The sequence below is a fragment of the Arthrobacter sp. ISL-48 genome (genome assembly GCF_018613805.1).
GTDB lineage: Bacteria > Actinomycetota > Actinomycetes > Actinomycetales > Micrococcaceae > Arthrobacter.
The window spans coordinates 36226-61765 of sequence record NZ_JAGGPL010000011.1 but is presented as its reverse complement, the minus strand read 5'-3'; the positions used below and the strand labels follow the sequence as shown (position 1 = coordinate 61765).

The 25540-nt window shown below is 64.0% G+C and carries 21 protein-coding genes; 13 read left to right on the top strand and 8 right to left on the bottom strand.

The window, feature by feature from the left end:
* The first annotated feature begins 85 nt into the window (after positions 1-85).
* Positions 86-3481: a pyruvate carboxylase gene (locus J7E83_RS12135; RefSeq protein WP_214962403.1), complete on the top strand. Its 3396-nt coding sequence runs from the start codon at positions 86-88 to the stop codon at positions 3479-3481.
* A 119-nt stretch (positions 3482-3600) separates the two neighbouring features.
* Here the strand turns inward: J7E83_RS12135 and J7E83_RS12130 are convergent, their stop codons facing one another.
* Entirely contained in the window at positions 3601-5418 is a 1818-nt protein-coding gene (locus tag J7E83_RS12130) for a long-chain fatty acid--CoA ligase (protein ID WP_214962401.1), read from the bottom strand.
* A gap of 175 nt (positions 5419-5593) precedes the next feature.
* Between J7E83_RS12130 and J7E83_RS12125 the strand changes: the two genes are divergently transcribed.
* On the top strand, positions 5594-6685 hold the full coding sequence (locus J7E83_RS12125) for an ROK family glucokinase (RefSeq protein WP_214962399.1): 1092 nt from the start codon (positions 5594-5596) through the stop codon (positions 6683-6685).
* 46 nt (positions 6686-6731) lie between these two features.
* Here J7E83_RS12125 and J7E83_RS12120 read toward each other — a convergent pair whose 3' ends face one another.
* The 3 genes from J7E83_RS12120 to J7E83_RS12110 are packed head-to-tail and all read right to left on the bottom strand — an operon-like array spanning position 6732 to position 8975.
* Positions 6732-7349, bottom strand: coding sequence for a hypothetical protein (locus J7E83_RS12120; RefSeq protein ID WP_214962391.1), 618 nt, complete (start codon positions 7347-7349; stop codon positions 6732-6734).
* A complete protein-coding gene (locus J7E83_RS12115) occupies positions 7342-8175 on the bottom strand; it encodes a carboxylesterase (protein WP_214962389.1) in 834 nt (277 codons plus the stop codon). The genes J7E83_RS12120 and J7E83_RS12115 overlap by 8 nt, the downstream gene beginning before the upstream one ends.
* On the bottom strand, positions 8172-8975 hold the full coding sequence (locus tag J7E83_RS12110) for a carboxylesterase (RefSeq protein WP_214962388.1): 804 nt from the start codon (positions 8973-8975) through the stop codon (positions 8172-8174). The genes J7E83_RS12115 and J7E83_RS12110 overlap by 4 nt, the downstream gene beginning before the upstream one ends.
* 112 nt (positions 8976-9087) lie before the next feature.
* Here J7E83_RS12110 and J7E83_RS12105 point away from each other — a divergent pair, with 112 nt between their 5' ends.
* Both J7E83_RS12105 and J7E83_RS12100 read left to right on the top strand, forming a co-directional pair.
* Complete coding sequence (locus J7E83_RS12105) at positions 9088-9855, top strand: lysophospholipid acyltransferase family protein (protein ID WP_311379658.1); 768 nt, start codon at positions 9088-9090, stop codon at positions 9853-9855.
* A gap of 71 nt (positions 9856-9926) precedes the next feature.
* Positions 9927-11318, top strand: coding sequence for a class II 3-deoxy-7-phosphoheptulonate synthase (locus J7E83_RS12100; RefSeq protein WP_214962385.1), 1392 nt, complete (start codon positions 9927-9929; stop codon positions 11316-11318).
* A gap of 80 nt (positions 11319-11398) precedes the next feature.
* Here the strand turns inward: J7E83_RS12100 and pknB are convergent, their stop codons facing one another.
* Positions 11399-13468 carry a Stk1 family PASTA domain-containing Ser/Thr kinase gene (gene pknB / locus J7E83_RS12095; protein ID WP_214962384.1) on the bottom strand — a complete coding sequence of 690 codons (2070 nt, stop codon included), beginning with the start codon at positions 13466-13468 and terminating at the stop codon, positions 11399-11401.
* 126 nt (positions 13469-13594) lie between these two features.
* On the bottom strand, positions 13595-14974 hold the full coding sequence (locus tag J7E83_RS12090; RefSeq protein ID WP_214962382.1) for a lytic transglycosylase domain-containing protein: 1380 nt from the start codon (positions 14972-14974) through the stop codon (positions 13595-13597).
* Here J7E83_RS12090 and J7E83_RS12085 point away from each other — a divergent pair.
* Entirely contained in the window at positions 14916-15098 is a 183-nt protein-coding gene (locus J7E83_RS12085) for a hypothetical protein (RefSeq protein ID WP_214962477.1), read from the top strand. The two genes, J7E83_RS12090 and J7E83_RS12085, sit on opposite strands and share 59 nt — an antisense overlap.
* 151 nt (positions 15099-15249) lie before the next feature.
* Positions 15250-15603 carry an Rv2175c family DNA-binding protein gene (locus tag J7E83_RS12080; RefSeq protein ID WP_214962380.1) on the top strand — a complete coding sequence of 118 codons (354 nt, stop codon included), beginning with the start codon at positions 15250-15252 and terminating at the stop codon, positions 15601-15603.
* Positions 15604-15622: 19 nt separating this feature from the next.
* Here J7E83_RS12080 and J7E83_RS12075 read toward each other — a convergent pair whose 3' ends face one another.
* Both J7E83_RS12075 and J7E83_RS12070 read right to left on the bottom strand, forming a co-directional pair.
* Complete coding sequence (locus tag J7E83_RS12075) at positions 15623-16717, bottom strand: polyprenyl synthetase family protein (protein WP_214962378.1); 1095 nt, start codon at positions 16715-16717, stop codon at positions 15623-15625.
* Complete coding sequence (locus J7E83_RS12070; RefSeq protein ID WP_214962377.1) at positions 16714-17241, bottom strand: hypothetical protein; 528 nt, start codon at positions 17239-17241, stop codon at positions 16714-16716. Before J7E83_RS12070 ends, J7E83_RS12075 begins: the two co-directional genes overlap by 4 nt.
* Before the next feature lie 140 nt (positions 17242-17381).
* On the opposite strand from J7E83_RS12070, the gene dinB reads away from it, so the two are divergent.
* The 7 genes from dinB (at position 17382) to J7E83_RS12035 (ending at position 25535) form a co-directional block, all read left to right on the top strand.
* Positions 17382-18542 (top strand): DNA polymerase IV, encoded by a 1161-nt coding sequence (dinB, locus tag J7E83_RS12065; protein ID WP_214962467.1) that lies wholly within the window; start codon positions 17382-17384, stop codon positions 18540-18542.
* Between the two features lie 262 nt (positions 18543-18804).
* Positions 18805-19179 carry a DUF3040 domain-containing protein gene (locus tag J7E83_RS12060; protein WP_214962376.1) on the top strand — a complete coding sequence of 125 codons (375 nt, stop codon included), beginning with the start codon at positions 18805-18807 and terminating at the stop codon, positions 19177-19179.
* Between the two features lie 435 nt (positions 19180-19614).
* Positions 19615-20043 (top strand): division/cell wall cluster transcriptional repressor MraZ, encoded by a 429-nt coding sequence (gene mraZ / locus J7E83_RS12055; RefSeq protein WP_214962375.1) that lies wholly within the window; start codon positions 19615-19617, stop codon positions 20041-20043.
* Positions 20044-20213: 170 nt separating this feature from the next.
* Positions 20214-21206 (top strand): 16S rRNA (cytosine(1402)-N(4))-methyltransferase RsmH, encoded by a 993-nt coding sequence (rsmH, locus tag J7E83_RS12050; protein WP_214962373.1) that lies wholly within the window; start codon positions 20214-20216, stop codon positions 21204-21206.
* A complete protein-coding gene (locus J7E83_RS12045; RefSeq protein WP_214962371.1) occupies positions 21203-21919 on the top strand; it encodes a hypothetical protein in 717 nt (238 codons plus the stop codon). The genes rsmH and J7E83_RS12045 overlap by 4 nt, the downstream gene beginning before the upstream one ends.
* A gap of 183 nt (positions 21920-22102) precedes the next feature.
* The gene (locus J7E83_RS12040; RefSeq protein WP_251043813.1) at positions 22103-23821 is read left to right on the top strand and encodes a penicillin-binding protein 2; all 1719 of its coding nucleotides are present in this window, start codon (positions 22103-22105) and stop codon (positions 23819-23821) included.
* A gap of 73 nt (positions 23822-23894) precedes the next feature.
* Positions 23895-25535, top strand: coding sequence for a UDP-N-acetylmuramoyl-L-alanyl-D-glutamate--2,6-diaminopimelate ligase (locus tag J7E83_RS12035; RefSeq protein WP_214962367.1), 1641 nt, complete (start codon positions 23895-23897; stop codon positions 25533-25535).
* Positions 25536-25540 lie beyond the last annotated feature (5 nt).

Below are 25540 nucleotides of genomic sequence, written 5' to 3'. Positions count from 1 at the left end.
GTGGCCACAATGATTTGTGTTTGGACGCGCCCGTCTTAGACACTGTGACCACTTACCGATATACCCGCGATGATGCAGGAGAAGTATGTTTTCCAAGATTCTGGTGGCCAACCGCGGCGAAATCGCGATCCGGGCGTTCCGTGCCGGCTACGAGCTGGGTGCCAAGACCGTTGCTGTTTTCCCTAATGAGGACCGAAACTCGATCCACCGTCAAAAAGCCGACGAGGCGTACCTGATCGGCGAGGAGGGGCACCCTGTCCGGGCCTACCTTGACGTCGCCGAGGTGGTGCGCGTTGCCAAGGAGTCCGGTGCGGATGCCATCTACCCCGGTTATGGTTTCCTCTCTGAGAACCCGGACCTGGCACGGGCTGCCAAGGACGCGGGCATTACCTTCGTCGGTCCGCCCGCCGAGGTGCTTGAACTCGCAGGCAACAAGGTTTCGGCCCTGGAGGCCGCCCGGCAGGCCGGCGTTCCCGTCCTGAATTCGAGCGCGCCGTCCAAGGACCTCGACGAGCTTATTGCCGCGGCTGACGTCATCGGCTTCCCCATTTTTGCGAAGGCTGTTGCCGGCGGTGGCGGACGCGGTATGCGCCGCGTGGACACCCGTGAAGCCCTGCCGGAAGCGCTGCAGGCCGCCATGCGTGAAGCAGATGCGGCGTTTGGCGATCCCACCATGTTCCTGGAGCAGGCAGTCCTCCGCCCGCGGCACATCGAGGTCCAGATCCTGGCTGACGCCGAAGGCAATGTCATCCACCTTTTCGAACGTGACTGCTCCATCCAGCGGCGCCACCAGAAGGTCATCGAGATCGCCCCCGCCCCCAACCTGGACGAGGGCATCCGGCAGGCCCTCTACCGTGACGCGGTTAAGTTCGCCAAGGCCCTGAACTACGTCAATGCGGGAACAGTCGAGTTCCTGGTGGACACAGTCGGCGAACGTGCCGGCCAGCATGTCTTCATTGAGATGAACCCCCGCATCCAGGTGGAGCACACTGTCACCGAAGAGGTCACGGATGTTGACCTGGTGCAGGCCCAGCTACGGATTGCCGCCGGCGAGACTCTCGCGGACCTGGGGCTCTCCCAGGAGACGGTCCAGCTCAAGGGAGCGGCACTCCAGTGCCGCATCACCACCGAGGATCCGGCCAACGGCTTCCGGCCCGACGTCGGCAAGATCACCGGTTACCGCTCGGCTGGCGGCGCCGGTGTAAGGCTCGACGGCGGGACCGTCTACTCGGGTGCCGAAATCAGCCCGCACTTCGACTCCATGCTGGTGAAGCTGACCTGCCGCGGACGCGACTACCCGGCCGCCGTTGCCCGTGCGCGCCGTGCCCTCGCCGAATTCCGCATCCGCGGGGTTTCCACCAACATCTCCTTCCTGCAGGCCGTGCTGGATGATGCCGACTTCATCGCCGGCGACGTCGCGACCTCCTTCATTGACGAGCGCCCCGAACTCCTGAAGGCCCGCGTCTCCGCCGACCGCGGCACCAAGCTGCTCACCTGGCTGGCTGAAGTCACGGTGAACAAGCCCAACGGCGAGCTCACCGTCCATTCGGATCCGGCGGCCAAGCTGCCTGCCGTTGCGGAGAAGCAGCTGGAGCCAGGGTCCCGCCAGCGTCTCCTTGAGCTTGGACCGGAGGGGTTCGCCCAAGCGCTGCGAGATCAGACCGCGGTGGCTGTCACAGATACCACCTTCCGGGACGCCCACCAGTCGCTTCTGGCAACCAGGGTCCGGACCCGCGACCTGGCGGCTGCCGGGCCCGCGGTCTCGGCGTTGCTTCCCGAACTCCTCTCCGTCGAGGCCTGGGGCGGTGCCACCTACGACGTCGCGCTGCGCTTCCTGGGCGAGGACCCCTGGGACCGCCTGGCCACCCTGCGGAAGGCCCTGCCGAACGTCTGCCTGCAGATGCTGCTCCGCGGCCGCAACACCGTGGGCTACACGCCGTACCCGGAGGAGGTTACGGAAGCTTTCGTCAACGAAGCGGCCGCGACGGGCATCGACATTTTCCGTATTTTTGATGCGCTCAACGACGTCAACCAGATGGCACCTGCGATCCGGGCCGTCCGTGCCACGGGTACAGCCGTGGCGGAAGTGGCATTGTGCTACACCGGCGACATGCTGGACCCTGACGAGAAGCTCTACACGCTGGACTACTACCTTGGGCTGGCGCAGAAAATTGTCGACGCCGGCGCCCACATCCTGGCGATCAAGGACATGGCCGGCCTGCTCCGTCCGGCGGCCGCCGCCAGGCTTGTCGCCGCGCTCCGCGAGCGGTTCGACCTCCCGGTCCACCTCCACACCCACGACACCGCAGGGGGCCAGTTGGCCACGTTGCTGGCCGCCGTGGAGGCGGGGGTCGACGCCGTGGACGTCGCATCCGCGTCGCTGGCCGGAACCACCAGCCAGCCGTCAGCTTCGGCCCTGGTAGCGGCGCTGGAGCATACCCCGCGGGACACTGGCCTCAGCCTGGCCGCCGTCAGCTCCCTGGAGCCGTACTGGGAGGCCGTGCGGCGCGTCTACGCCCCGTTCGAGTCGGGGCTTCCGGGACCCACGGGCCGTGTCTACCAGCACGAGATTCCGGGCGGACAGCTGTCCAACCTCCGCCAGCAGGCGATGGCGCTGGGCCTGGGTGAACGTTTCGAGGCCATCGAAGACATGTACACCGCGGCGGACCGCATTCTGGGCCGTCTCGTCAAAGTCACCCCGTCCTCAAAGGTGGTGGGCGATCTCGCCCTGCACTTGGTGGGCCTCAACGCCGATCCCGCTGATTTCAACGAGAACCCGCAGAATTACGACATCCCGGATTCCGTCATTGGCTTCCTGTCCGGCGAACTGGGTGATCCTCCGGGCGGCTGGCCGGAACCGTTCCGGACCAAGGCGCTCCAGGGCCGCAGCATCAAGGTCCGGGACGCCGAGCTCAGTGCCGAGGACAGCGCTGCGCTCAAGGGCGACTCAAAGACCCGCCAGCGGACGCTGAACCGCCTGCTCTTTGACGGCCCCACCAAGGATTACCTCAAGAGCGTGGAAACGTACGGGAACATCTCCGTGCTGGACACCCGGGACTACCTGTACGGACTGCAGCGCGGAGCAGAGCACGAGATCCAGCTGGAGAAGGGTGTCCGCCTGATCGCTTCCCTGGAGGCTGTCTCGGAACCCGACGAAAAGGGCATGCGCACCGTCATGTGCACCCTGAACGGGCAGTCCAGGCCGGTAGTGGTCCGGGACCGCTCAGTGGTCAGCAACGTCAAGGCTGCCGAGAAAGCGGATCCGGCCCAGCAGGGACATGTGGCCGCACCGTTTGCCGGGGCCGTCACCGTCACCGTCAAAACCGGCGATACCGTTTCTGCGGGCGATACCGTGGCCACCATCGAGGCGATGAAGATGGAAGCCTCCATCACGACGCCGGTGGGCGGCAAGGTGTCCCGGCTCGCCATTTCCGCAGTGGAACAGGTCCAGGGTGGGGACCTGCTCCTGGTAGTGGAGTAGGAACCGTCCGAACCAAGAAGGGCTCCTCCGGCTTAGGCCGGAGGAGCCCTTTGTTTCAAGGTAACGAGGGGTGGCCCATCGGGAGGCTCTGATCGGGCGATAAGTGATCCCGCGTTGCCTTAGGCGAGGGTGGGGCGCTTGGCGCTGTACATTTCCTCGATGACGGAGTCGAAGTCCTTCATCACCTGGGCACGTTTGACCTTCAGGGACGGTGTCAGGTGGCCTGAGGCTTCCGTGAAGTCTGAGGGGACGATCCGGAATGACTTGATGGCTTCTGCCTGGGAAACCGAGGCGTTGGCGCGCGTGATGAGATCCTGCACGGCCGCCTTGACGACGGGATGGTCCGCGGCCTCCTCGGGCGAGCCCGCCGCGGGCAGCCCGTGCCGCTGCAGCCAGCCGGGAAGGGCCTCCTGGTCAAGCGTCACGAGGGCCCCGATGAAGGGCCGGTTGTCTCCGACCACCAGGACCTGGGAAACCAGCGCGTCGGCGCGGATCTGGTCCTCCAGTAGGGCCGGGATGACGTTCTTGCCGCCGGCGGTGACGATGATTTCCTTCTTGCGTCCGGTGATCCAGAGGAAGCCGCTGTCATCAAGCCGCCCGACGTCTCCGGTCCGGAACCACCCGTCAGCGAATGTTTCGGCCATGAGGTCTTCGCGCTTGTAGTAGCCGCGCATGACGCAGACTCCCTTGGCGAGGATCTCGCCGTCGTCGGCTATTTTGACGGAGTTGCCAGGAAGGGGCTTGCCGACGGAACCGATCTTGATCAGGGCCGGTGTGTTGACAGAGACGGGAGCCGTGGTCTCGGTGAGTCCGTATCCTTCCAGGACCTGCAGGCCGATGCCCTGGAAGAAGTGGCCGAGGCGTTCACCAAGAGGGCCCCCGCCGGACACGGCGTGGGCCACATGGCCGCCCATGGCAGCGCGCAGTTTTCCGTAGACGAGCTTGTCGAACAGGGTGTGCTTGAGCTTCAGGCCCAGGCCCACGTGTCCTTCCTGCCTGGCCTTGGAGAACGCGATGGCGGTTTCTGCCGCCCGATGGAAGATGGCTCCCTTGCCGCCATCCTCTGCCTTGGTCAGTGCGGAGTTGTAAACCTTCTCGAACACGCGGGGCACGGCAAGAATGAAGGTGGGCTCGTAGCTCTGCAGGTCAGAGAGGAGGTTCTTAATGTCCGGAGTGTGGGCCACCGTGGTTCCGGCGGCCATTGCCAGAACGGAGATGAAGCGTGCAAAAACATGGGCCAACGGCAGGAACATGATGGTCTTCGCGTTCTCATGGACGATCTCGCCGATGATGGCGAGGGCGTTCTCCGAGAGTTCAACGAAGTTTCCATGGGTGAGTTCGCAGCCCTTGGGACGTCCAGTGGTGCCGGAGGTGTAGATGATGGTGGCGACATCGTCCAGGTTGGCCGAGCTGCGGCGGGCTTCAAGATCGGCGCCGCTGATGTTGCGTCCGGCTTCGCGGAGGGCGTCCAGCCCTCCGCCTTCGAGCTGCCAGACGTGCTGGAGGGCGGTCAGCCCTTCGGACGTCGCTGCCTGGCGGATGATGTCCTCGTGATGGGCGGCTTCGCCGAACGCGGCGACGGCGCCGGAGTCCCCGAGGTTCCAGGCGACCTGCGACGGGGAGGACGTCTCGTAGATGGGAACCGAGATGCCGCCCGCGAACCAGATGGCGAAGTCGATCAGTGCCCATTCGTAACGTGTGCGGGACATGATTCCCACCCGGTCACCGGCGCCTACACCGCTAGCCATGAGGCCTTTGGCCAGCGCTGTCACGTCAGCCAGGAAATCAGTGGCTGAGACGTTCTGCCAGGTGCCGGTGGAATCCAGCCGCGAAAAAAGCGCAGGGTTGCTGGGCTTCGCGGCCTGGCGCAGTACAAGGTCAGTGATGTTGGTTTCCGGTGGGACAACAACCAGCGGCGGAACACTGAATTCGCGCACTATAGCTCCTTTGATATCCGAAGGCCCGCACAGGGTACGTCTAAGACTAGTACTCCTGTTCCAGGCCGTGCAGTATCAAAGCTACTGGCCGGTAACTTAGGAGTCAAAGAGTGCTGTGGACTCTGACCGGAGTGCCTGCCGGGGTGTGTCGGCCGCCCGCCTAGAATGAGGAACTATGTATGCACTGCCTCCCGGCGAACAGGCCGGTCCCCTGAGACGTCCGGCACCGTGGCGGCGGCGCCCTCCGGCTCTCCAGGCCAGGCCAAGGCACGGGGAAGGGTTCCGCGAGCACCTCCGGCTCGGCCGGAAAGGCCTGGCTATCGGCATCGATATCGGCGGGACAAAGGTTGGCGCCGGTGTTGTGGATGCGGACGGCAGGATCCTCAGTGAAGCGCGGCGCTCCACCCCTGGCAGCGATCCCCGCGCCGTCGAACGGGTGATCGTTGAGCTGGTGGAGGAACTCGGCGCCGGCCACAGGATCTGGTCGGTAGGCATCGGTGCGGCAGGGTGGATGGACCTTGACGGCGGTACGGTGCTGTTCAGTCCGCATCTGGCCTGGCGCAACGAGCCCCTGCGGGCCAACCTTCAGCGCCTGCTGCGCAGGCCGGTGCTTCTGACGAACGACGCCGACGCTGCAGCATGGGCGGAATGGCGGTTTGGAGCCGGGCGGGGCCAGGACCGCCTCGTCTGCATAACCCTGGGCACCGGCATCGGCGGCGCCATGGTGATGGACGGGCGCGTCGAGCGCGGCCGGTTTGGAGTTGCCGGTGAATTCGGGCATCAGATCATCATGCCTGGCGGCCACCGCTGCGAGTGCGGCAACAGGGGGTGCTGGGAGCAGTACGCCTCGGGCAATGCGCTGGGGCGGGAAGCAAGGATCCTGGCACGCGCTAATTCTCCGGTTGCCCAGGAACTTCTCGCAGCCGTCGATGGACGCACGGAAGCGATCACCGGAGCCATAGTGACTGAGCTTGCCCTGGCTGGTGACGCGGCCTCCCGTGAGCTCCTGGAGGAGGTTGGCGAATGGCTGGGGCTGGGCCTGGCGAATCTGGCCGCCGCGCTGGACCCGGGCTTGTTTGTGATCGGCGGCGGTCTTTGTTCCGCTGGCGACCTGCTGGTGGAGCCTGCCCGCAAGGCGTTCGCCAGGAACCTGACTGGCCGCGGCTTCCGCCCGGCCGCAGGCATCGCGCTCGCTGCACTGGGACCCAGTGCGGGCCTGATCGGGGCCGCGGATCTTTCCCGGGTCAGCAGCAGGCTGCGCAGCTGACCAAGCGTTGTACCGCTATAGCCCCAGACGGCGTGACGGGCCTAACTCAAACGCGGGCACCGTCGTCGTCGTCGTCCTTTTCCTGCGGAAGCTTCATGATCAGGTAGACGACAGCGAGGACAAAAACCGCCACAATCCCCAGAACGGCAAGCAGCGGCGCGGACCGCCAAAACATGACGGACAACAGCAAGGCCACCGGCCCGCCTACCGCACCCAGCCACGCAAGCATGGTCAGCGGATCAGTGCCCGCCAGGCTCGGTGGCTCCTCCGGAACGAAGGCACCATCGTCATCCTCCACCGCGTAGTCCCTTGGTCCTTCGGTAGTGGCCCCATCCAGCCCCTGGTTCCCTTGAACGGAGCCGGCTGGTGAAGCAGCCCGCCGCTCGGCCGCGGACAGCTCAGTGGGCGCGGCATCCGCCAGGCCCAGGGGATCAAAGTCCCGGAAACCGGCCTGTTTGGCGGGGGCGTCGGGGGCGGTTGGTGAATCCGCCGCAGTGCCAGAATCCCTTGGGCCTGACGGGCGCGTTGTGCCAGCAGTATCTGCTGCATCCGAGGCACCATCGACGGCCGGTGAACCGCCTTCGAGGCGCGCCACCAGATCCAGCCAGACGGCGTCGTCCTGGTTGGCGCTCTGGTCCGGGGAGCCTGAGTCTGGCTTAGGCATCGGCGGTGCCTTTCTGGGAGGTGGCGGCTGCTTTATGCACGGGAGGGGCCTGGGTGTCCGCGGCCTGAACGGTGCCGGATACCACTGACCGGATGAACTCGGAGGATCCCCGGAAAATTTCATCTGCGTCGTTGTCCAACGTTGCCACATGGTAGCTGTTTTTCAGGCTCGTCAGCTCCAAGGGCGCATTTGTCAGGCCGCGGCGCAATGCGGCCATGCTTGAGTCAGATACAACATGGTCCACGGTAGAGCGGAAGACCCTCACCGGCGCCGTGACCCGGGGGAGCAGCCTGATGGTGTCCTTGAACATCTTGTTCATCTCATGGGCGGCCGCCACCGGAGTCCGCGCATAGGCACCCTCGTCCATGCCGGGCTTCAGGATGTCGTTGGCGATTGCCGGGGTGCTTTTGAGCACCAGTTTGAGGATGCCGGCCAGGGGCGCACGCGGATCGTCGATGACCAGCGCCGGATTCACCAGGACAACGCCGGCGACCGGCCTTGTTGCCGCGATCCTTAGCGCCAGGGCCCCGCCCATGCTCAGTCCGGCCACGAAAACGGAATCACACTGTTCGTCCAGTTCCCGGTACGCGTCGTCAAGGGCCTCGTGCCACCGCGCCCAGCGTGTCCTCGCAAGTTCCTGCCAGCTGGTGCCGTGGCCGGGAAGCAATGGCATGCGGACGGCAAAACCGGCATCGGCCAATGACTGCGCCCACGCGCGGAGGCCGTGCGGGCTGCCAGTGAAGCCGTGCGAAAGGACCACCCCGATCCCCGGTCCGTGACCACGGAAAGTGCTGCTGAACGGGCTATGGTCCGGAAGCTGGGTCATGTGGTCTCCGACCTGATGTTGTGGGATGCGGCGTTGTGGGACGCATGCTGGAGGAAGAACGCGCTGGATCTGGCAAAAATCTCGGGAGCATCAACATCCAGGGTAGCCACATGGCCGCTGGCCGGGAGGTCCACCACTTCCGCCAGCCGCGGGCCGAGGCGCCGCGTCAGCAGCACCAGTGACGTAGGAGGCACAACAGCGTCGGCGCGGGACTTGAACACTTGCACCGGTGCCGTCACACGGGGGAGCCCCCGGATGGCGGCGCCGAAGAGTTTCTTGAGCTGGTGCACGGCCGCCAGCGGCGTCCGAGAGTAGTCGCCGTCCTGGGTGGCCGGCGCCGTCGGCTGCTCTTCCTGGATGGGCAGGGTGGTGTGCTGGAAGTACTTGAGGACTCCGATCACCCGCACCCGGCGGTCATAGAAGCTGAGGCCCGGGTTCACTACCGACACGCCGGCCACTGGATGCCGCGAGGCCGTGAGTAAGGCAATGGCGCCGCCCATCGACAGGCCGGCCACGAAACACTCATCCGTTCGGGCTGCGAGCTCCAGGTATGCCGCTTCAAAGGTTCCCTGCCAGCCACGCCAGCTCGAGAGCGCAAGCTGCCTCCAATCCGTTCCGTGGCCGGGCAGGAGCGGCACGGAGACGGCAAACCCCTGGGAGGCAAGATGCTCAGCCCAAGGCAGCACACTGAGCGGGCTGCCGGTAAAGCCATGGCAGATGGCAATTCCGATCCTCGCGTTGGATCCATGGCCGGGGTAGCTGAAAGCGGCAGGCCGGGGCGGAATGCTGCTTTCTGTCATGACACCATCGTGTCACTGTTCGGGACAAATCTCACTAGAGTAGGGTTGCATTCGAGTGCTGGTCAGGCCCGATGCGGGGCCCGCCAGGCGCCGTCGGGGAGAGGTTCGTCACGTGTTTTATTGGGTCATGAAAAGGATCTTCCTGGGTCCGGTCTTGGGGCTTCTTTTCCGCCCCTGGGTCAAGGGCCTGGACAACGTTCCAGCCGAGGGCCCTGCGATTATCGCCTCCAACCATCTGTCCTTTTCCGATTCGATTTTCATGCCGCTCATGGTGTCCAGGCCGGTGGTTTTCCTGGCCAAAGCCGAGTACTTCACGGGGACCGGGCTCAAGGGACGCCTCACGGCCCTCTTCTTTCGCCTCACCAACCAGTTGCCCATGGACAGGTCCGGCGGGGCAGCTTCGGCAGTTTCACTCGATGCGGGCATGGAGGTCCTAAGGGGTGGCGGACTGCTGGGGATTTATCCCGAAGGCACGCGCAGCCCTGACGGGCGCCTTTACCGGGGCAAAGTGGGAGTCGCCCGGCTGGCGCTCCAAGCCGGTGTTCCTGTCGTTCCAGTGGCCATGATCGGGACGGACAAGGTCCAGCCCATCGGCAAACGGCTGCCTAACATCCGCCGGATTGGCATGATCTTCGGGGAGCCGCTGGATTTCAGCAGGTACCAGGGGCAGGCCGAGGACCGGCTCGTGCAGCGCAAAGTGACCGATGAAATAATGTTCGAGCTGATGCGCCTTTCCGGCCAAAAATACGTGGACGAATATGCCGCGGTGGTGAAGCTGCGGCTTGCGGGAAAGCAGAAGGAGCCGTTCACTGAAGCCGCCGGAACAACAGCACCCGAGCCGGAAGGTGACGGTGAAGACGAGGCCTCCGCGGCTGGTTGACTGTGACGGTCCACTCCAGACGCGTGACGGCCGGGTGTCCCGATGCCCCCGGGGCACATTAGTCTTAGAGGGTGACTGAGCTATCCGCAAGACCCGCCTTCTCGCTGTCCAGCACCGCCCAGAGCGGAGCCGCCCATTATCCTGGCCTTGACGACTGGAGAGACCTTCCCATCTCCCAGCAGCCCAGCTGGCAGGACAAGGACGTGTTTGACGCCTCGGTCAAGGAACTGTCCATCCTGCCGCCGCTGGTTTTCGCCGGCGAGGTGGACATCCTCCGCGAGCGGCTCGCCGCCGCGGCCCAGGGCAAGGCATTCCTGCTGCAGGGCGGCGATTGCGCCGAGACATTCGACGCCGCCACCGCGGACAAGATCAGTGCGCGGGTCAAGACCATCCTCCAGATGGCAGTGGTGCTCACCTATGGTGCGGCAATGCCGGTGATCAAGATGGGCCGCATGGCCGGCCAGTTTGCCAAGCCACGCTCATCCAATAACGAGACCCGCGACGGCGTAACCCTTCCGGCTTACCGTGGGGACATCGTCAACGGCTACGACTTCACCCCTGAGTCCCGAGGCCACGACGCCGCCCGGATGCTCAAGGCCTATCACACCTCCGCTTCCACCCTGAACCTCATCAGGGCGTTCACGCAGGGCGGGTTCGCGGACCTGCGCTCGGTGCACCAGTGGAACAAGGGCTTCACCGAAAACCCGGCCCACGCCCGTTACGAGTCCCTTGCCCGGGACATCGACCGCGCGATCCAGTTCATGGCGTCCTGCGGCGCCGACTTCGAAGCGCTCAAGCGCGTGGAGTTCTTCGCCAGCCACGAGGCGCTGCTGCTGGACTACGAGCGCGCGCTGACCCGGATCGACTCCCGCACCGGGTTCCCTTACGACACGTCGGCACACTTCCTGTGGATCGGGGAGCGCACCCGCGGGCTTGACCACGCACACATCGACTTCCTGTCGAGGGTGCGAAACCCTATCGGCGTCAAGCTTGGCCCTTCCACCACCGGCGACGACGCCCTGCGCCTCATCGACAAGCTGGATCCGGCACGGGAACCGGGCCGCCTCACCTTCATCACCCGGATGGGCGCCGGAAACATCCGGGAGAAACTGCCCGCCGTGGTGGAGAAGGTCACAGCCTCTGGCGCGCAGGTCCTCTGGGTTACCGATCCGATGCACGGCAACACCGTCACCTCACCGAATGGCTACAAGACCCGGAATTTCGATGACGTCATCGACGAGGTGCGCGGATTCTTCGAGGTGCATCAGGCCCTAGGTACCGTGCCGGGCGGCCTGCACGTCGAGATGACCGGCGACGACGTCGCGGAGTGCCTCGGCGGCGCCGACCCCGTGGACCAGGAGGCCTTCCTTGACCGCTATGAGTCGGTCTGCGACCCCCGCCTGAACCACATGCAGTCGCTCGAAATGGCCTTCCTGGTGGCCGGCGCCCTGGCCAAGAACTGAGCGCCCTGAAGAACTGAGCCGGGAAGAACTGAGCGCCGGGAAGAACCGGCGCGGACGGTCGTGTGGCCGGGCGGAACCGGCTACACGACTGTCAGGGTGATGACCGAGCCTTCGGGCACGGCTGTGTCCACGGGATCCTGGTCGCGGACCGTCCCGAAGAAGCCGCCCAGGATATTGTTCACGCGGACTTCAAAGCCGAGCTTCTCCAGTGCTTTGCGGGCGTCCGAGGCCTGCTTGCCGATGTAGCTGGGAACATCCACGAGTTTGGGGCCATCCGATATGGTAAGCGTCACCGTGCCGCCCTTGGTCAGCGTCCCGGATGGCGGCGACTGGCTGGCTACTGAGCCCTTGGGGATCTTCTTGTCCTTGACCTTTTCCGGCGAGATGACAGCCTTGAGACCTGCCGCTTCGATGGCTTTTACGGCATCGTCCTGGCCACGGCCGACGACCGAGGGCACTGGGATTGGCTGTGGCCCCTTGGAGACGGTGAGGTTCACGGGCGTTCCGTGCCTTGAAGGCGTTCCGGACGCCGGGTCCTGAGCCAGCACAACACCGGCGGCGGTCCCCTCATCGAACTTTTCCGTGATGTTTCCCAGCGCCATTTCCGCCTTGTTGAGGGCGTCCTTGGCTTGATCGAGTGTCTTGCCCGTCAACTCAGGAAGGCCAAAAAGTTCCGGTCCCTTGGAGACAAACAGCGACACGGACTGGAATTTCCTGATTTCGGTCCCGGCTTCTGGCTGGGAACCCACCACAAGCCCTGACGGGACGTCGTCGTCGAAAACATCGCTGGTGCGGGACTGGAAGCCCGCGTCCGTCAATAGTTGCTGGGCCTGGGCCACAGTCTTGTTGGCGACCGATGGAATGGTTCCCGGTGACCCTGGCCCCAGGCCGAAGAACCAGCCTGCCCCAGTGGCCAGGAGGGCGGCGATGATGAGGATCAGCGCCCACAGGGCACCACGCCGGCGTGGGTTGCCTTCCCGCAGGCTCCGCAAGGGGGTCGCAGCGGCCCTTGACCTGGCTTTCTCGTCTTCCACATCGGCTTTGCGCTGGGCCCGCTTGCTTAGGACCGGCGTGGGTGGAATGAAAGCGCCATAGTCCGCAGATCGCTGGTGCCCCGCATCAGGCGTGGCAGGGAGGACGGACGTGGCCTGCGGGCCCTGTGGGGGCTGCATCCCCATAGGTGGTTGCTGGCCGGGACGGGCGAGGGGCGACATGACCGCGGTGGGGTTGCTGGTGCGCGCGATGATCTCGGTGGGGTTATGGGCGCCCGCCGCCAAGGCCGCCGGTGGCTGAAGATCCAGCTCGGAGTCTGTGAGGTTGGTGCGGATATGGCGCAGCTCCTGAAGCAATGCGTTGCCGTCTACCGGCCGCTTCTCGGGATCGTTGGCCGTGCACCACTGCACCAGTTCGTCGACTTCCGCCGCCAGCCCGGGTACCAGGGCGGACGGCGGACCAACGGTACCGTTGACATGCTGGTAGGCGACTTGGATGGGGACGTCGCCGCCGAATGGCTGCTGGCCCGTGATCATCTCGTACAGCATGATCCCCACCGAGTAGATGTCGCTGCGGGCATCGGCCTGCCTGCCCAGGACAAGCTCAGGGGAGAGGTAGGCCACCGTGCCGATGAGCGCACCGGTGCTGGTGGAAGTGGTGACGGCACGGGCCAGGCCGAAGTCACCGATCTTGATGCGGCCGTCGTCCGCAATAAGGACGTTCTCAGGTTTGACGTCGCGATGAATCAAACCGGCCGCATGGGCCGCGCCAAGCCCCTCCACCACCGGGTCGATGAGTGCAAGCGCAAGCCTGGGAGGCAGGGCTCCCTTGGCATTGATGACATCCCGGAGCGTGTGCCCCTTGATGTATTCCATCACCAGGTAGGCGGTCTGTCCGTCGTTGCCCTGGTCCAGCACACCCACAACGTGGGCATGGGAGAGCCTTGCTGCCGACTTCGCTTCGCGCCCAAGCCTGCCCAGGAACGTGTCGTCAGTAGCCAGGTGTGGGTGCAGCACTTTGAGTGCCACATCCCGTTCCAGCCGCTGGTCCGTGGCAAGGTACACCGTTGACATGCCGCCGCGCGCCAGCTTCGACCGGACGGCGTAGCGGTCATCCACCAGCGTCCCGACTAGTCGGTCAGACACATGTTCCTGCACCCTTCGATCCTAATGCCGCAAAGAAATGGGTCCGAATCGACATGCGATCCGGACCCGTATCGTTATCGCTCGTCTCTGACGTGCGGTGCGGGCGTTCTTTTCTGGATGGCTCAGTTTCTGGAGGGCTCAGCGGAAATTTTTCTGGTGGGCCTTGATGGCTTCCACATAGGCCTTCGTGTCGTCGTACATGCCGTTCTTGCTCACGGAATACTGGCCCTGATAGTAGCCTGCAATCGCGTTGTCCAGGTCCTTGCTGGTGGCAATCAGCTGACGGATGATGGCCACTCCGGCGGTTGCGTTGTCATAGGGATTGAGCAGATTGAGCTTGCGGCCCACCAAGTCCGAGGCCCACTGGCCGGACGTCGGGATTACCTGCATCGCTCCGATGGCGTTGGCGGGGGATACAGCCCGCTGGTCGAACCCTGATTCCTGATAAGCGAATGCCAGGGCCAGGGATGGTTCAACGCCCATCTGGCGCGCCGTGTCCGAGGCGATAGACCGCATCTCCTCCCTGGATGGGACTGGGGACGCATTGAGCAGTGCCTTGTTTTCGTTCGCCGAGTTGACCACGGCCGCGGGGTAACTGAACCCGAGGAAGGAACTCGGCACGAGCGGGGTGACGCTGGCGGCCGGCTGGCTTGAGGCAGGCTGCACCGAAGCGCCTGGGATGGCCAGTTTGTTGCCGGGGTAAATGACCGATGTCATGCTGAGCCTGTTGGCTGACAGGAGGTCGGAAAGCTTGACGCCGTGCCTGGAAGCGATCGCGGACAGAGTGTCGCCTGCCTTGACCGTGTAGGAACCTGCCGGTGCAGCGGCGGGAGTTGGTGCCGGGGCGGCTGGGGCTGCGGCAGGCTGGACTGAGGTAGCCGGGGCGGCCGCAGGAGCGGCTTCGCCAGCGCCGACCTTGATCTTCTGCCCGGGGTGGATGATGGAGCGCATGTTCAGGCCGTTCCAGCTCAATACGTCGGAAAGCTTCACGCCATGGCCTGCCGCGATGGCGCTGAGGGTGTCGCCAGCCTTCACTGTGTAGCTGCCACCGGCTCCAGCCGCGGCGGCAGGGGCAGGGGCTGCCGGTGCAGCTGCAGTATCGGCCCCGGAAGCGGACAGTTTGATCTTCTGGCCGGGATAAATGATGGTGTTCGGCTGGAGGTTATTGAGCTTGAGGACCTCGTAGGTGTCGAGTCCGTACTTGTCCGCGATGCTGCTGATGGTGTCTCCGCGGGCAATCATGTATTCCGCAGGAGCTGACGGCTGGGCGGGACGGAAGGCCGCGGGAATGGTGGTGGAGACCGAAGCCGCCGCGATGCGGGAGGGTGCTGCGGTGTTCGCGGCCTGCGCTTGCATGGCGGCAGCGAGGGTGGCGGGGATAGCCCGTGGACGTGGCTCCGCGGTAGCAGGCTGGGCGAGGGCGAGTGACGACAGGACCACTGCGGGCAAGGCTGCCGTAGTGGCGGCGATCAAGGGCAGACTCGGCCTGGGTGGCTGGGGCGAGCGGGACGTCGTCATGGAAGGAATCCTCTTCTCAACTGCGGGTGCGGTGATGCGGATGCGGCGGTGCGGCTTGATTATTGATACTAGTGTTACTGAAGTTATTGCTGTTACAGATGTGATCTATGTGAATCTCTCATGAAATCCCATTTAGCACAACAATTCGGTCAATGCCGGCAATGAGAGTTTTTTGGGGTGTCGTCTTCTTGCCTTCAAGCTGGCCGCGTTCCAGCGTCCCATCCTGAAATTGCACGGACTAGGCTCCCGGGTGCCCGCCATGGCAACCTTGATGCGTGAGTAATGTAGAAATCCTTGTTGGCGAGTGGTTGCCCTTGCCCGATGTCGCGCAGTTGTTGGACGTTTCCATCACGAAAGTCCACGGCCTCATTGATGAGCGCGCGTTGGCCGCTCTACGGGTGGGGGAACGCCGGATAAGGTCGGTGCCTGCCGCCTTTATCCAAGATGGGGAAGTTGTCGACAGCCTTAAGGGCACCATCGTTGTCCTGTCCGATGCAGGTTACTCCGATGAGGAACTGATTGTCTGGCTGTTCACTGCGGACGAATCATTGCGGGGGCGTCCCATTGATGCGCTGCGTGAAGGCCGCAAAACGGAAATCCGGCGCAGGGCACAAACCCTGGCCTGGTAACTGCCGGTAATTCCCGGGCTCAGGATGCGCGGCTGACCGTTGCTTCGGCGAGCCTGCGAAGCGCCGTCTTCGGCAACTCGTCCAGGGGCAGGATTTCCAAAGCCTCAAATGCCGCGGTGCCGAATTCGCCAATAAGCACTTCGGTGGCCTGGAGGGCTCCGGACTCCTCTATGATGCGCCGGATTTCAGCTACGTCTTCATCACCAAGATCCGGGCTGCCGAGTTTGGCGTCGATAAACGCGGATTCGTCGGCGGATGCTTGGTCCAGTGCCAAGGCCACGAGCACCGTCCTTTTGCCTTCACGGAGATCATCGCCGGCAGGTTTTCCGGTGGTGACCGGATCGCCAAAGACGCCCAGGACATCGTCGCGGAGCTGGAATGCCTCGCCCAGCGGCAGGGCAAAGGCTGAATAACCCCTGAGTAACACATCCGGCGCTCCTGCCAGAGCGCCGCCCAGGGCCAGCGGGTGCTCAGTGGAGTACTTGGCCGACTTGAACCTGATGATGGACTGGGCGCGGGTGACGGCCCCGGCCCGGTCCCTGACCGGCCCGGCCACTTCCTCCAGGATGTCCAGATATTGTCCTGCCATGACCTCGGCACGCATCAGGTTAAAGATGAGCCGTGCCCGGCTCCCGGCCGCGGCCTGTTCGCCGATATCAGTGAAGGCTTCTTCACTGAAGGACAGGCACAAGTCACCGGTCAGGATGGCGGCGGCGTGCCCGAAGCGTTCACTGTCCAGGGCCCACCCCTGGGCATCGTGCAGCTGGCTGAAGCGGCGGTGGACGCTGGGACCGCCGCGCCTGGTGTCCGATCGGTCGATGATGTCGTCATGGATCAGTGCCGCGGCCTGGAAAAGCTCAAGCGCTGATCCTGCCGTCACTATCTGACGTGCCTCCGGATCCCCGCCTGCACCGCGCCAGCCCCAGTAGCACATCAGGGCACGGAGCCTCTTGCCGCCCGTCACGAGGTTGGAAATGGAGCCCATGATGGGGTCGATGTCGGGGGAAATGCCTGCCATCACCGACTGTCGGGTAGCGAGAAAGTCTGTAAGCTCGCCTGCGACAGCCGCCACAAATGCCGTCTGTTCAAGCCGCAGCTGCTCAGCTACCGTCACTTTGCTGACTCAGCTGCCACGTTGGCGCCCACAGTGAAGGTGGAAACGCCGGCCGCTTCCACCACCGCGAGATTAACCGTTTCGTTGTCGCCCCGCACAAAGTCCTTGGAAGCTACCGAGCCGACAGCCTCACCCGGCACGGCCTTGAAGCCCTGGGCCTCCAGCTCCTTGGTGTAAAAGTCGACGACGGCGGCAGTGGGGGACGTGACGCTGGCCACCAGTGCTACGGTTGCCGGCGTCGCACCCTTGTCAAAGCTGCTGGAAATCACTGTGGCGCCGGGCATCAGGGGCAGGAGCTTTTGCGGGAAGCCTGCAACGAGCGCCCCCACGGTAGCCGAGGTCCCTGGCGAAGCGGACGGACTGGCAGAAGCTGTGGCGGTGGACTGGGTTGTGGCCTGCAACGGAGTGCTTGTGGAGGAGGCGGTCACTCCAGGAGCCGCCGGACTGCAAGCGGCGAGCACCAGTACGGCACCGGCCGCGAGAGCGGCCAAACGTGCTGGTTTAAGATTTCCAATGACCGTCACAGGGACATTCCTCCTGGTGTTGATGCCGGATTCAGCCTCCAGTTTAGTCAGTACCAAAGGCTAGGATTGCAGTTGTGGGGCCCGAGCCGATCAACCAGCAAACCGAAGCACGTCTTCGGGAGCTCAGGCGCAGCTGCATCATGCACGTGGACATGGACGCATTCTTTGTGTCAGTGGAATTGCGCACCAGGCCGGAGCTCCGCGGCAAGCCTGTGATCGTCGGCTACCCGGCGGACCGCTCGGTGGTCCTCTCGGCGTCGTACGAGGCCCGTGCGTTCGGACTGAAATCCGCCATGCCCATGGTCATCGCGGCGCGTATGTGTCCCAATGCCGTCATTATCGAACCGCGGCACAAACTGTACTATGAGGTCTCCGCCCAGATCATGGGTATTTTTGAGTCGATCACCGAACTCGTGGAGCCTCTCAGCGTTGACGAAGCCTTCCTGGACGTCGGTGGCGCCATCCGCCGGTTGGGGCCACCGCGCGAAATCGGGGAACTGATCCGGCGCCGGGTGGCCGACGAGCTGGGCATCACAGCTTCCGTGGGTATCGCGGCAAGCAAGTTCGTGGCCAAGATTGCCTCCACCCGCTGCAAGCCGGACGGGCTCCTGCTGATCGGACCCGAGGAGACCGTGCCTTACCTGCATAGCCTGCCGGTGGGGGCGTTGTGGGGAGTCGGAGCCAAAACCGCAGACGTTCTTGCCCGCATGGGCATCAGGACCGTAGCTGACGTGGCAGCCACTCCTTTGCCTTCACTCAAGAAGGTGCTGGGCGTCACCGGAGAGCATGTCTACCGGCTGTCATGGGGGATAGATCCGCGGCCCGTGACTCCGCTGAGGGTGGAAAAGAGTATCGGGGCGGAGGAAACCTTTGCCGTGGACACCGGCGACGACGCCATTCTCCACCGCGAACTGCTTCGACTCTCCCACCGGACAGCGGAACGGCTGCGCGGTTCCGGGCTGGTGGCCAGGACCGTGGCATTGAAACTGCGCTACGCCGATTTTTCCACCATCACGCGTAGCCGCACCGTTCATACGCCGGTGGACAGTGCCCAGCTGATCTATGCTGTTGCGCTCCAGCTTCTCGAGTCGCTGGGAGACAGGACCATGACGGTGCGGCTTGTCGGCATCCGGGCAGAGCAGTTGGAAGACACGGCTCAGACGTCCCTTCAGCTGAGCCTTGACCGCAGGGACGATAACTGGCGTGCAGCTGAGCAAGCGCTCGACAGGGTGAGCCGGAAATTCGGGAGCAAATCAGTCCTGCCTGCCCGGTTGCTGGATTCAGGAAACGGTCAAGGATAGCCCCGATTTCAGGCCCGAAGGAGCGGATCCGGAAAGTCAGTGCCGTCTTTCAGAACGGCCTCCAACAAACTATCCTTAGAGGTACATAGTTTCAGATACTGCCGGACCTCCTGAACATGCTGTCGCTCACGCGGCCACATGCCGTGGACTCCAGTTCCGCCACCGCCGGCGGACCGGGAACCTCTACGGTGTGCCGGTCGTTATCCGAGCAGAAGCACTGGCTGGGACCAGCCCGGACGTTGGCCTACTTAAGGAGGTCGTGATGCCCCTCTCGGAGCACGAACAGAAGCTGCTTGAGCAGTTGGAGAAGCAGCTGCACGAGGACGATCCAAAGTTCGCTAATTCAATGGGCTCGGACCCGGGCCGCTCATGGTCCACCCGGCATGTGGTGATCGGCGTCCTTTGCGCGTTGGCAGGGATCTTCCTCCTCCTGGTGGGCGTCACGCTCCAAAACATTTTCGTTGGCGTTCTGGGGTTCGTCGTTATGGGAGGCGGCGTCTACTTTGCCACGATGCGTAACTCCGCAGGCGGTAAGCCTCGTCCCGCTGGCAGTGCCGGGAAGTCGGGCAAATCCCGCAGTTCCTTCATGAGTAGCCTGGAAGAGCGCTGGGACGAACGGCGCCGCGGCGAATCCTGAGGCGTTAACTCTTTCTAAGGCACCAATCTCTCCTGAGTTGCCCATTCACGATGCGGCAATCCTCCCTGATGTGCAGGTACCGCCAAGCTGACCGATGCAGCTGCATCGGTCCTCCACTTTCCTCCAGCCGGCCCCGGGGCCGCAGCAAAAAGACCCGCTATGGCGGGTCTTTTGCGTTTAAGCGACGTCTGTTGCGTCAAAGTCGGCGTGCCTTAAGTGAGCGACGTTGCGTTGAAGCCCAGCGCCGCGTTCAACCCCTCCACTTTCCACCACGGCCACTTCACCCGGTTTAACAGGGCAGAGTTCGTCCAAATGGGGGAACGGTGGCTCATCTTGCGTTGACTGTGGGGGAAAGTGGAGTAATGTGGAGGATATAAGAGGGTAGTTGCAATACGGGGGATGTGCAGTTCCTGACGGCAGACAGGTGGTGGGCCAGTGTTCCTGGGCACACACTCACCGCGTCTGGATGAAAAGGGCCGGATCATCCTCCCCGCTAAGTTCCGTGAGGAACTCGCCAGCGGCCTGGTTCTCACAAGGGGCCAGGAGCGCTGCATCTACGTCTTCAGTGAGCAGGAATTCGGACGGGTCCACGAGCAAATGCGGGAGGCGCCTATTTCCTCCAAGCAGGCGCGGGACTACATTCGCGTCTTTCTCTCTGGAGCCTCGGACGAGGTACCTGACAAGCAGGGGCGTGTGACCATTCCACCGGCGCTCCGGGAGTACGCAGGCCTCGGCAGGGAACTGGCCGTTATAGGGGCAGGGACCCGCGCCGAGATCTGGGATGCCCAAGCCTGGAACGAGTACCTGGCAGAGAAGGAGACCGCATTCTCTGAAACCGACGACGCCATTCCGGGGATCCTGTGATCACCGGGAACGGACGCCGGACCGCTTCTTGAACGAGATCTCCAGCCGCCCATCGGACGGCCAACCTGGCTCACTTCCCCGGAGCCAGGCGGGCATGAACGATAGGCGCGGATGGGGATCTGGCTCAAGAAGCCACAACCAAGCAGCTCAGGCCAGGAAAGGACGAAGGCATGAACGATCAACCGAAGCCGACGTCCGAACGCCATGTGCCGGTCCTGAGGGACCGGTGCATCAACTTGTTGGCGCCAGGGTTCGAAGCCGCCCGCCGCAAGGGTGAAACTCCTGTGGCCATTGACGCAACGCTGGGCATGGGTGGCCACTCCGAGGCCATGCTGAAGCGTTTCCCCGACTTGCACCTGATCGGCATTGACCGGGACGAAGAGGCCTTGGCCCTTGCCGGGGAGCGGCTAGCCCCCTTCGCGTCACGGATCGATCTGGTCCATGCCGTCTATGACGAGATCAGTGATGTGCTCGCTGACCTGGGCGTCCCGGAGGTTAACGGCATCCTGATGGACCTGGGCGTCTCCTCACTCCAGCTGGATGAACGTGAGCGCGGTTTTGCCTACTCATTTGATGCTCCATTGGACATGCGTATGGACACCAGCCGGGGCCAGACCGCCGCTGATGTGGTGAACAACTACAGCGAAGACGAGCTGGTCAGGATTATCCGGAAATGGGGCGAGGAGAAGTTTGCCGGCCGGATCGCCAACAGAATTGTGGCAGCCCGCTCTGTGAAGCCTTTCGCCACCACCGGCGAGCTCGTCGAGCAGATCCGGTCGGTGGTTCCGGCCGCCGCCGCCAAGTCAGGCGGCCACCCCGCAAAGCGGACGTTCCAGGCACTGCGGATCGAGGTCAACGAGGAACTCGAAGTACTGGAGCGGGCCGTGCCTGCTGCTGTGGAGGCCACCGCCCTGGGCGGGCGCATCGTGGTCATGTCCTACCACTCTCTTGAAGACAAGATCGTCAAGAGCGTCTTCCAGGCACGCTCTAAATCCTCGGCTCCGCTCGGATTCCCAGTGGAGCTTGAGGAACACAAGGCCGAACTCAAGACCCTGACTAAAGGCACAGAAGTGCCCACCGCCGTCGAAATCGCAGAAAACCCCCGCGCCGCTTCCGCAAGGCTGCGCGCCGTGGAACGAATCAGAGCCAGGAGAGCCGCATGAGCACCGCCGCCGTCAAGAACTTTCCGGTCGTCTCTGGCAGCACCGCACCGGCCATCAGGACCAGTCCGGCAGGCGCGCCCGGTGATGGCCGGAAGGTACGCACGCCGCTCTCCGTGGTGCGCTCCGCCCCTGCGAAGCGCCGCGCCCCATTCGTTGTCCTGTGCTTCGCCTTGCTGGCCGTGGCCCTGGTCACGGTGCTGGTCTTGAACATCTCGGTCTCCACCGCCCAATACCAACTCGTCGAACTCCGCGGCAAGCAGAGCACGTTGACCAAGCAAAACCAGGATTTGACACAGCAGGTCCAAAACTTCGAAGCTCCCCAGAACCTGGCCGCGAGGGCCACGGACTTGGGAATGGTAGCTTCCACGGTCAAAGGCCAGATCGACCTTTCGACCCTCACCGTCACTGGCAAGGCGACCCCGGCCGTGAAGGGTGGCGCTACCGGTGCCGTTATCCCGGCGCCTGCAGTTGCCGGGATGCTGACCGCGATGCCGCCGGTCAGCACTGGAGGGCCGCCGGCCAGCCGGAAGCCGGATAGCAGCGATCGTGCTGAACCGCCGGCGGGCGGACCGGCACAGGCTCCGGCCGCCGCACCGGCACCACCAGCGCCGGCACCGCCAGCACCAGCGCCGGCACCGCCAGCACCAGCGCCGGCTGTGGAGCTCCACGGCGGTTCTGTTCCGGTACCTGAGCAGAAGGTACCTGGCCAGTAATTGACAGTTGCCCTCACGCAAACCACGCAACAAACCACGTAACAAAGCGGCAGCGTAACGGGCAACAAAGCAGGGAAACAAAAGGCGAGCAGCAAGGGAATCACGGTGGCGCAGAGGACCGACAGGGCAAAAAACGGGAAGGTGCCTAACCCCACGAAGCGCTTGCGCCTGGGCCTGGGGATCATGCTGACGCTCCTCCTGGTGGTGGGCGGGAAACTCTTCCTGGTGCAGGGCCTGGACGTCGGCGGCATGGCCGAAGCTGCGCTCAACAAACGGATGACACAGACGCTCCTGCCTGCAGAACGTGGAAGCATCCTCGACTCCAACGGAACGGTCCTGGCCAACAGCGTGATCCGGTACAACGTGGTGGTGGACCAGACCGTTAACACCAAAACCGACAAGTTTCCTCGCCTGGTGGACGGGACGGAGAAGGTGGTCGATATCAGCAGGGACCAGGGCATTAGCGAACTCACCTCTGCCCTGGGAATGACCGAGGACGACGTCAGGAAGGCGGTGACCGGCGACCAGAAATACTACATCGTGGCAAAGGATCTGAAGCCGGATGTTGAGGACCGCGTCACGAAGCTATTGATCCCCGGCGTGCATACCGAAGGCGTGAGCAAGCGCGTCTATCCCAACGGTTCGGTCGCAGGCGGGATCGTCGGCTTCCTCCAGGACGGCACCACTGGCCAGGCGGGCATTGAGCAGACCCAGGATGGTGTCCTGAAGGGAACTGACGGCAAGAGGCTTTTCGAGACCGGCGCCGATGGTCTGAGGATTCCTGTTGGTGTGGATCAACTGACGCCGCCGGAGAACGGCAAGGACGTGAAACTCACCATCAATTCGGACATTCAGTACTTCGCCCAGCAGGCCATCCAGAGCCAGAAAGACAAGCTGAGCGCCGAATGGGGCACCATCGTGGTGACGGATATTAAGACCGGAAACCTCATCGCGATGGCTGACACCGATTCGCCGGACCCCAACGATCCCGGCAAGGTGGCCGCTAAAGACCGCGGCGTCCGGGCGGTGACCGCGGCCTACGAGCCCGGATCAGTGGAAAAGATGATTACCGCCGCCTCCGCGATCGAAGAGGGGACGTCCAGCCCCCTGGACCGGTTCACCATCCCGCCAACCTACACCGTGGACAACCAGACGTTCAGCGACGCCTTTACCCACGGTACAGAGCAACGCACCCTTGCCGGCATTATCGGCTACTCCATGAATACCGGCACGGTGATGGTCGGCCAGCGGCTGAGCAAGGAGAAGCGCCACGACTGGCTGCAGAAGTTCGGAATCGGGGAGGCCCCGGACATTGGCCTTCCCGCCGAGGCTGCGGGCATCCTCACCCCCGCGGATCAGTGGGACAGTCGCCAGCAGTACACCGTGCTCTTCGGCCAGGGCGTGTCGCAATCGACCGTGCAGACAGTCCGGGCCTACCAAAGCATCGCCAATGACGGCGTCATGGTCCAGCCGCGGCTGATAGACGGCTATATTAACCCCGACGGGACCGAGGAGAAGGTACCTGCAAAGGACCCGCGGCAGGTGGTTTCAAAGAACACTGCGCAGCAGATGCGCGACATCCTGGAAAGTGCTGTGACTGAGGGCGAAATCAAGGACGCGGCCATTGACGGGTACCGCGTCGGCGCCAAAACCGGTACCTCGGAATCGCCGTGCGACGACGGAAAGCCGGGCTACTGCGGCTACACTGCCTCCATCGTGGGCATGGCGCCGATGGACGATCCCCGGTTTATTGTGGAGGTGATACTGCAGCGGCCTCAGGGCAGCATCTACGGCATCACTAATGGCCCGATCTTTCGCTCGGTCATGAGCCAGGTGTTGCGGACCTACAACGTCAAGCCGTCCACCGGGGAACCGGCCAGGCTGCCGCAGTACGCCCAGTAGCAGCGTTCCCAGCAGCGCCCGCACTGAAGCATTTTCGTGCGGGCCCGATCCACTAGCACCATCGGAGATCCCCTTGTCAGAGCACAATGCACCCGGCAACGCCACTGCCCCGACCGGGGGATCCGCCAATGGCCGCTTCCGGCCGATGGCGGTTGCCGCGGTCCGCCTGGACAGCATCGGCGAATCCATCGGAGTTGCCGTGCCGGGTCCTTCCGCCGCCGTCAGCGTCACCGGGATTACCCTCAACTCACGCACGGTGGAACCCGGGGATCTGTACGTGGCCTTGCCCGGCGCCGTACGCCACGGGGCGGACTTCGTTCCGCAGGCCCTGGCAGCCGGGGCGGCAGCCATCCTTACCGACGACGCCGGGGCACGCCAGCTGGCGTTGTCGGCGGACACGTCCGTCCCCGTGCTGGTGGTGGATGAACCAAGGAATGTCGTGGGTCCGCTCTCCGCCATGATCTACCGCAGCCAGCCTTCCGCGGGGGGTGCACTCCGGCTGTTCGGGGTTACCGGTACCAACGGCAAGACCACCACCACCTATTTCATCAACGCGCTGCTGCGCTCCCTGGGCCAGAAGACGGGCCTGGTGGGAACGATCGAAATCCTGGCGGGCGGCGAACCGATTCCCAGCCTGCTCACGACGCCGGAATCCACTGACCTCCACGGACTGCTGGCGCTCATGCGGGAAAGGGGTCTGGAAGCCGCATCAATGGAAGTATCCTCACACGCGGTTTCGTTCCAACGCGTGGACGGTGTGGTCTTTGACGTTGCCGGCTTCACGAACCTCACCCAGGACCATCTCGACCTGCATGGGACCATGGACGAATACTTCAGCACCAAGGCCGAGCTTTTTACGCCACGGCGTGCCCGCGCTGCTGTTGTGACAGTCGACGACGGCTGGGGTCGCCGGCTTGCGTCTACAGCTGAGATTCCTGTCACCTCGCTCGCTGTAACTCCCGCCGGGGCGCCGGCCGACTGGACGGTCACGGACACCGCTGCACGCGGCCTGGGAACGGACTTTACCCTGCGTGGCCCCGGCGGGGCTTCACTGCAGGTCCACACCGGGCTGCCCGGCAGCTTCAACGTGGCCAACGCCGCGCTGGCGGCAGTGATGGTTATCACCAGCGGGGTCGAGGTCGCCGCGGTCCAGAGTGCACTGGACCGCCATGACCCGTTCACCGTCGCGGTCCCGGGACGTATGCAACTGGTCGCTGAGGAACCGGCCGCTGTGGTCGACTTTGCCCACAACACCGACGCCCTGGCCCGTGCCCTGGAAGCAGTCCGACCGCCGCTTCCGGGTTCAAGGCTGATCGTGGTTTTCGGTGCCACCGGCCAGCGGGACCAGGGCAAGCGCCCGGCCATGGGAGCTGTCGCGGCCCGCCTCGCAGATACGGTCATCGTCACGGATGACGATCCCCATGATGAAGACGCCGCAGCCATCCGGGCAGACGTTCTCGCCGGCGCCCGTACCGCTAAGCAGCAGGACTCGCTGGACTGCGACATCCTGGAGGTATTCCCCCGGGACGCCGCGATCCGGCAGGCTGTTGAGCTGGCCGGACCTCGAGACGCCATCCTGGTGGCAGGCCGCGGCCACGAGGTCTGGCAGGAAGTCAAGGGGGTCAACCTCGCGCTCGATGACAGGGTGGAACTGCGGAACGCCTTGACAGCAGGGGGATTCACCGTTCTCCAAGACGACCGGATAGAGTCCTAGACCGA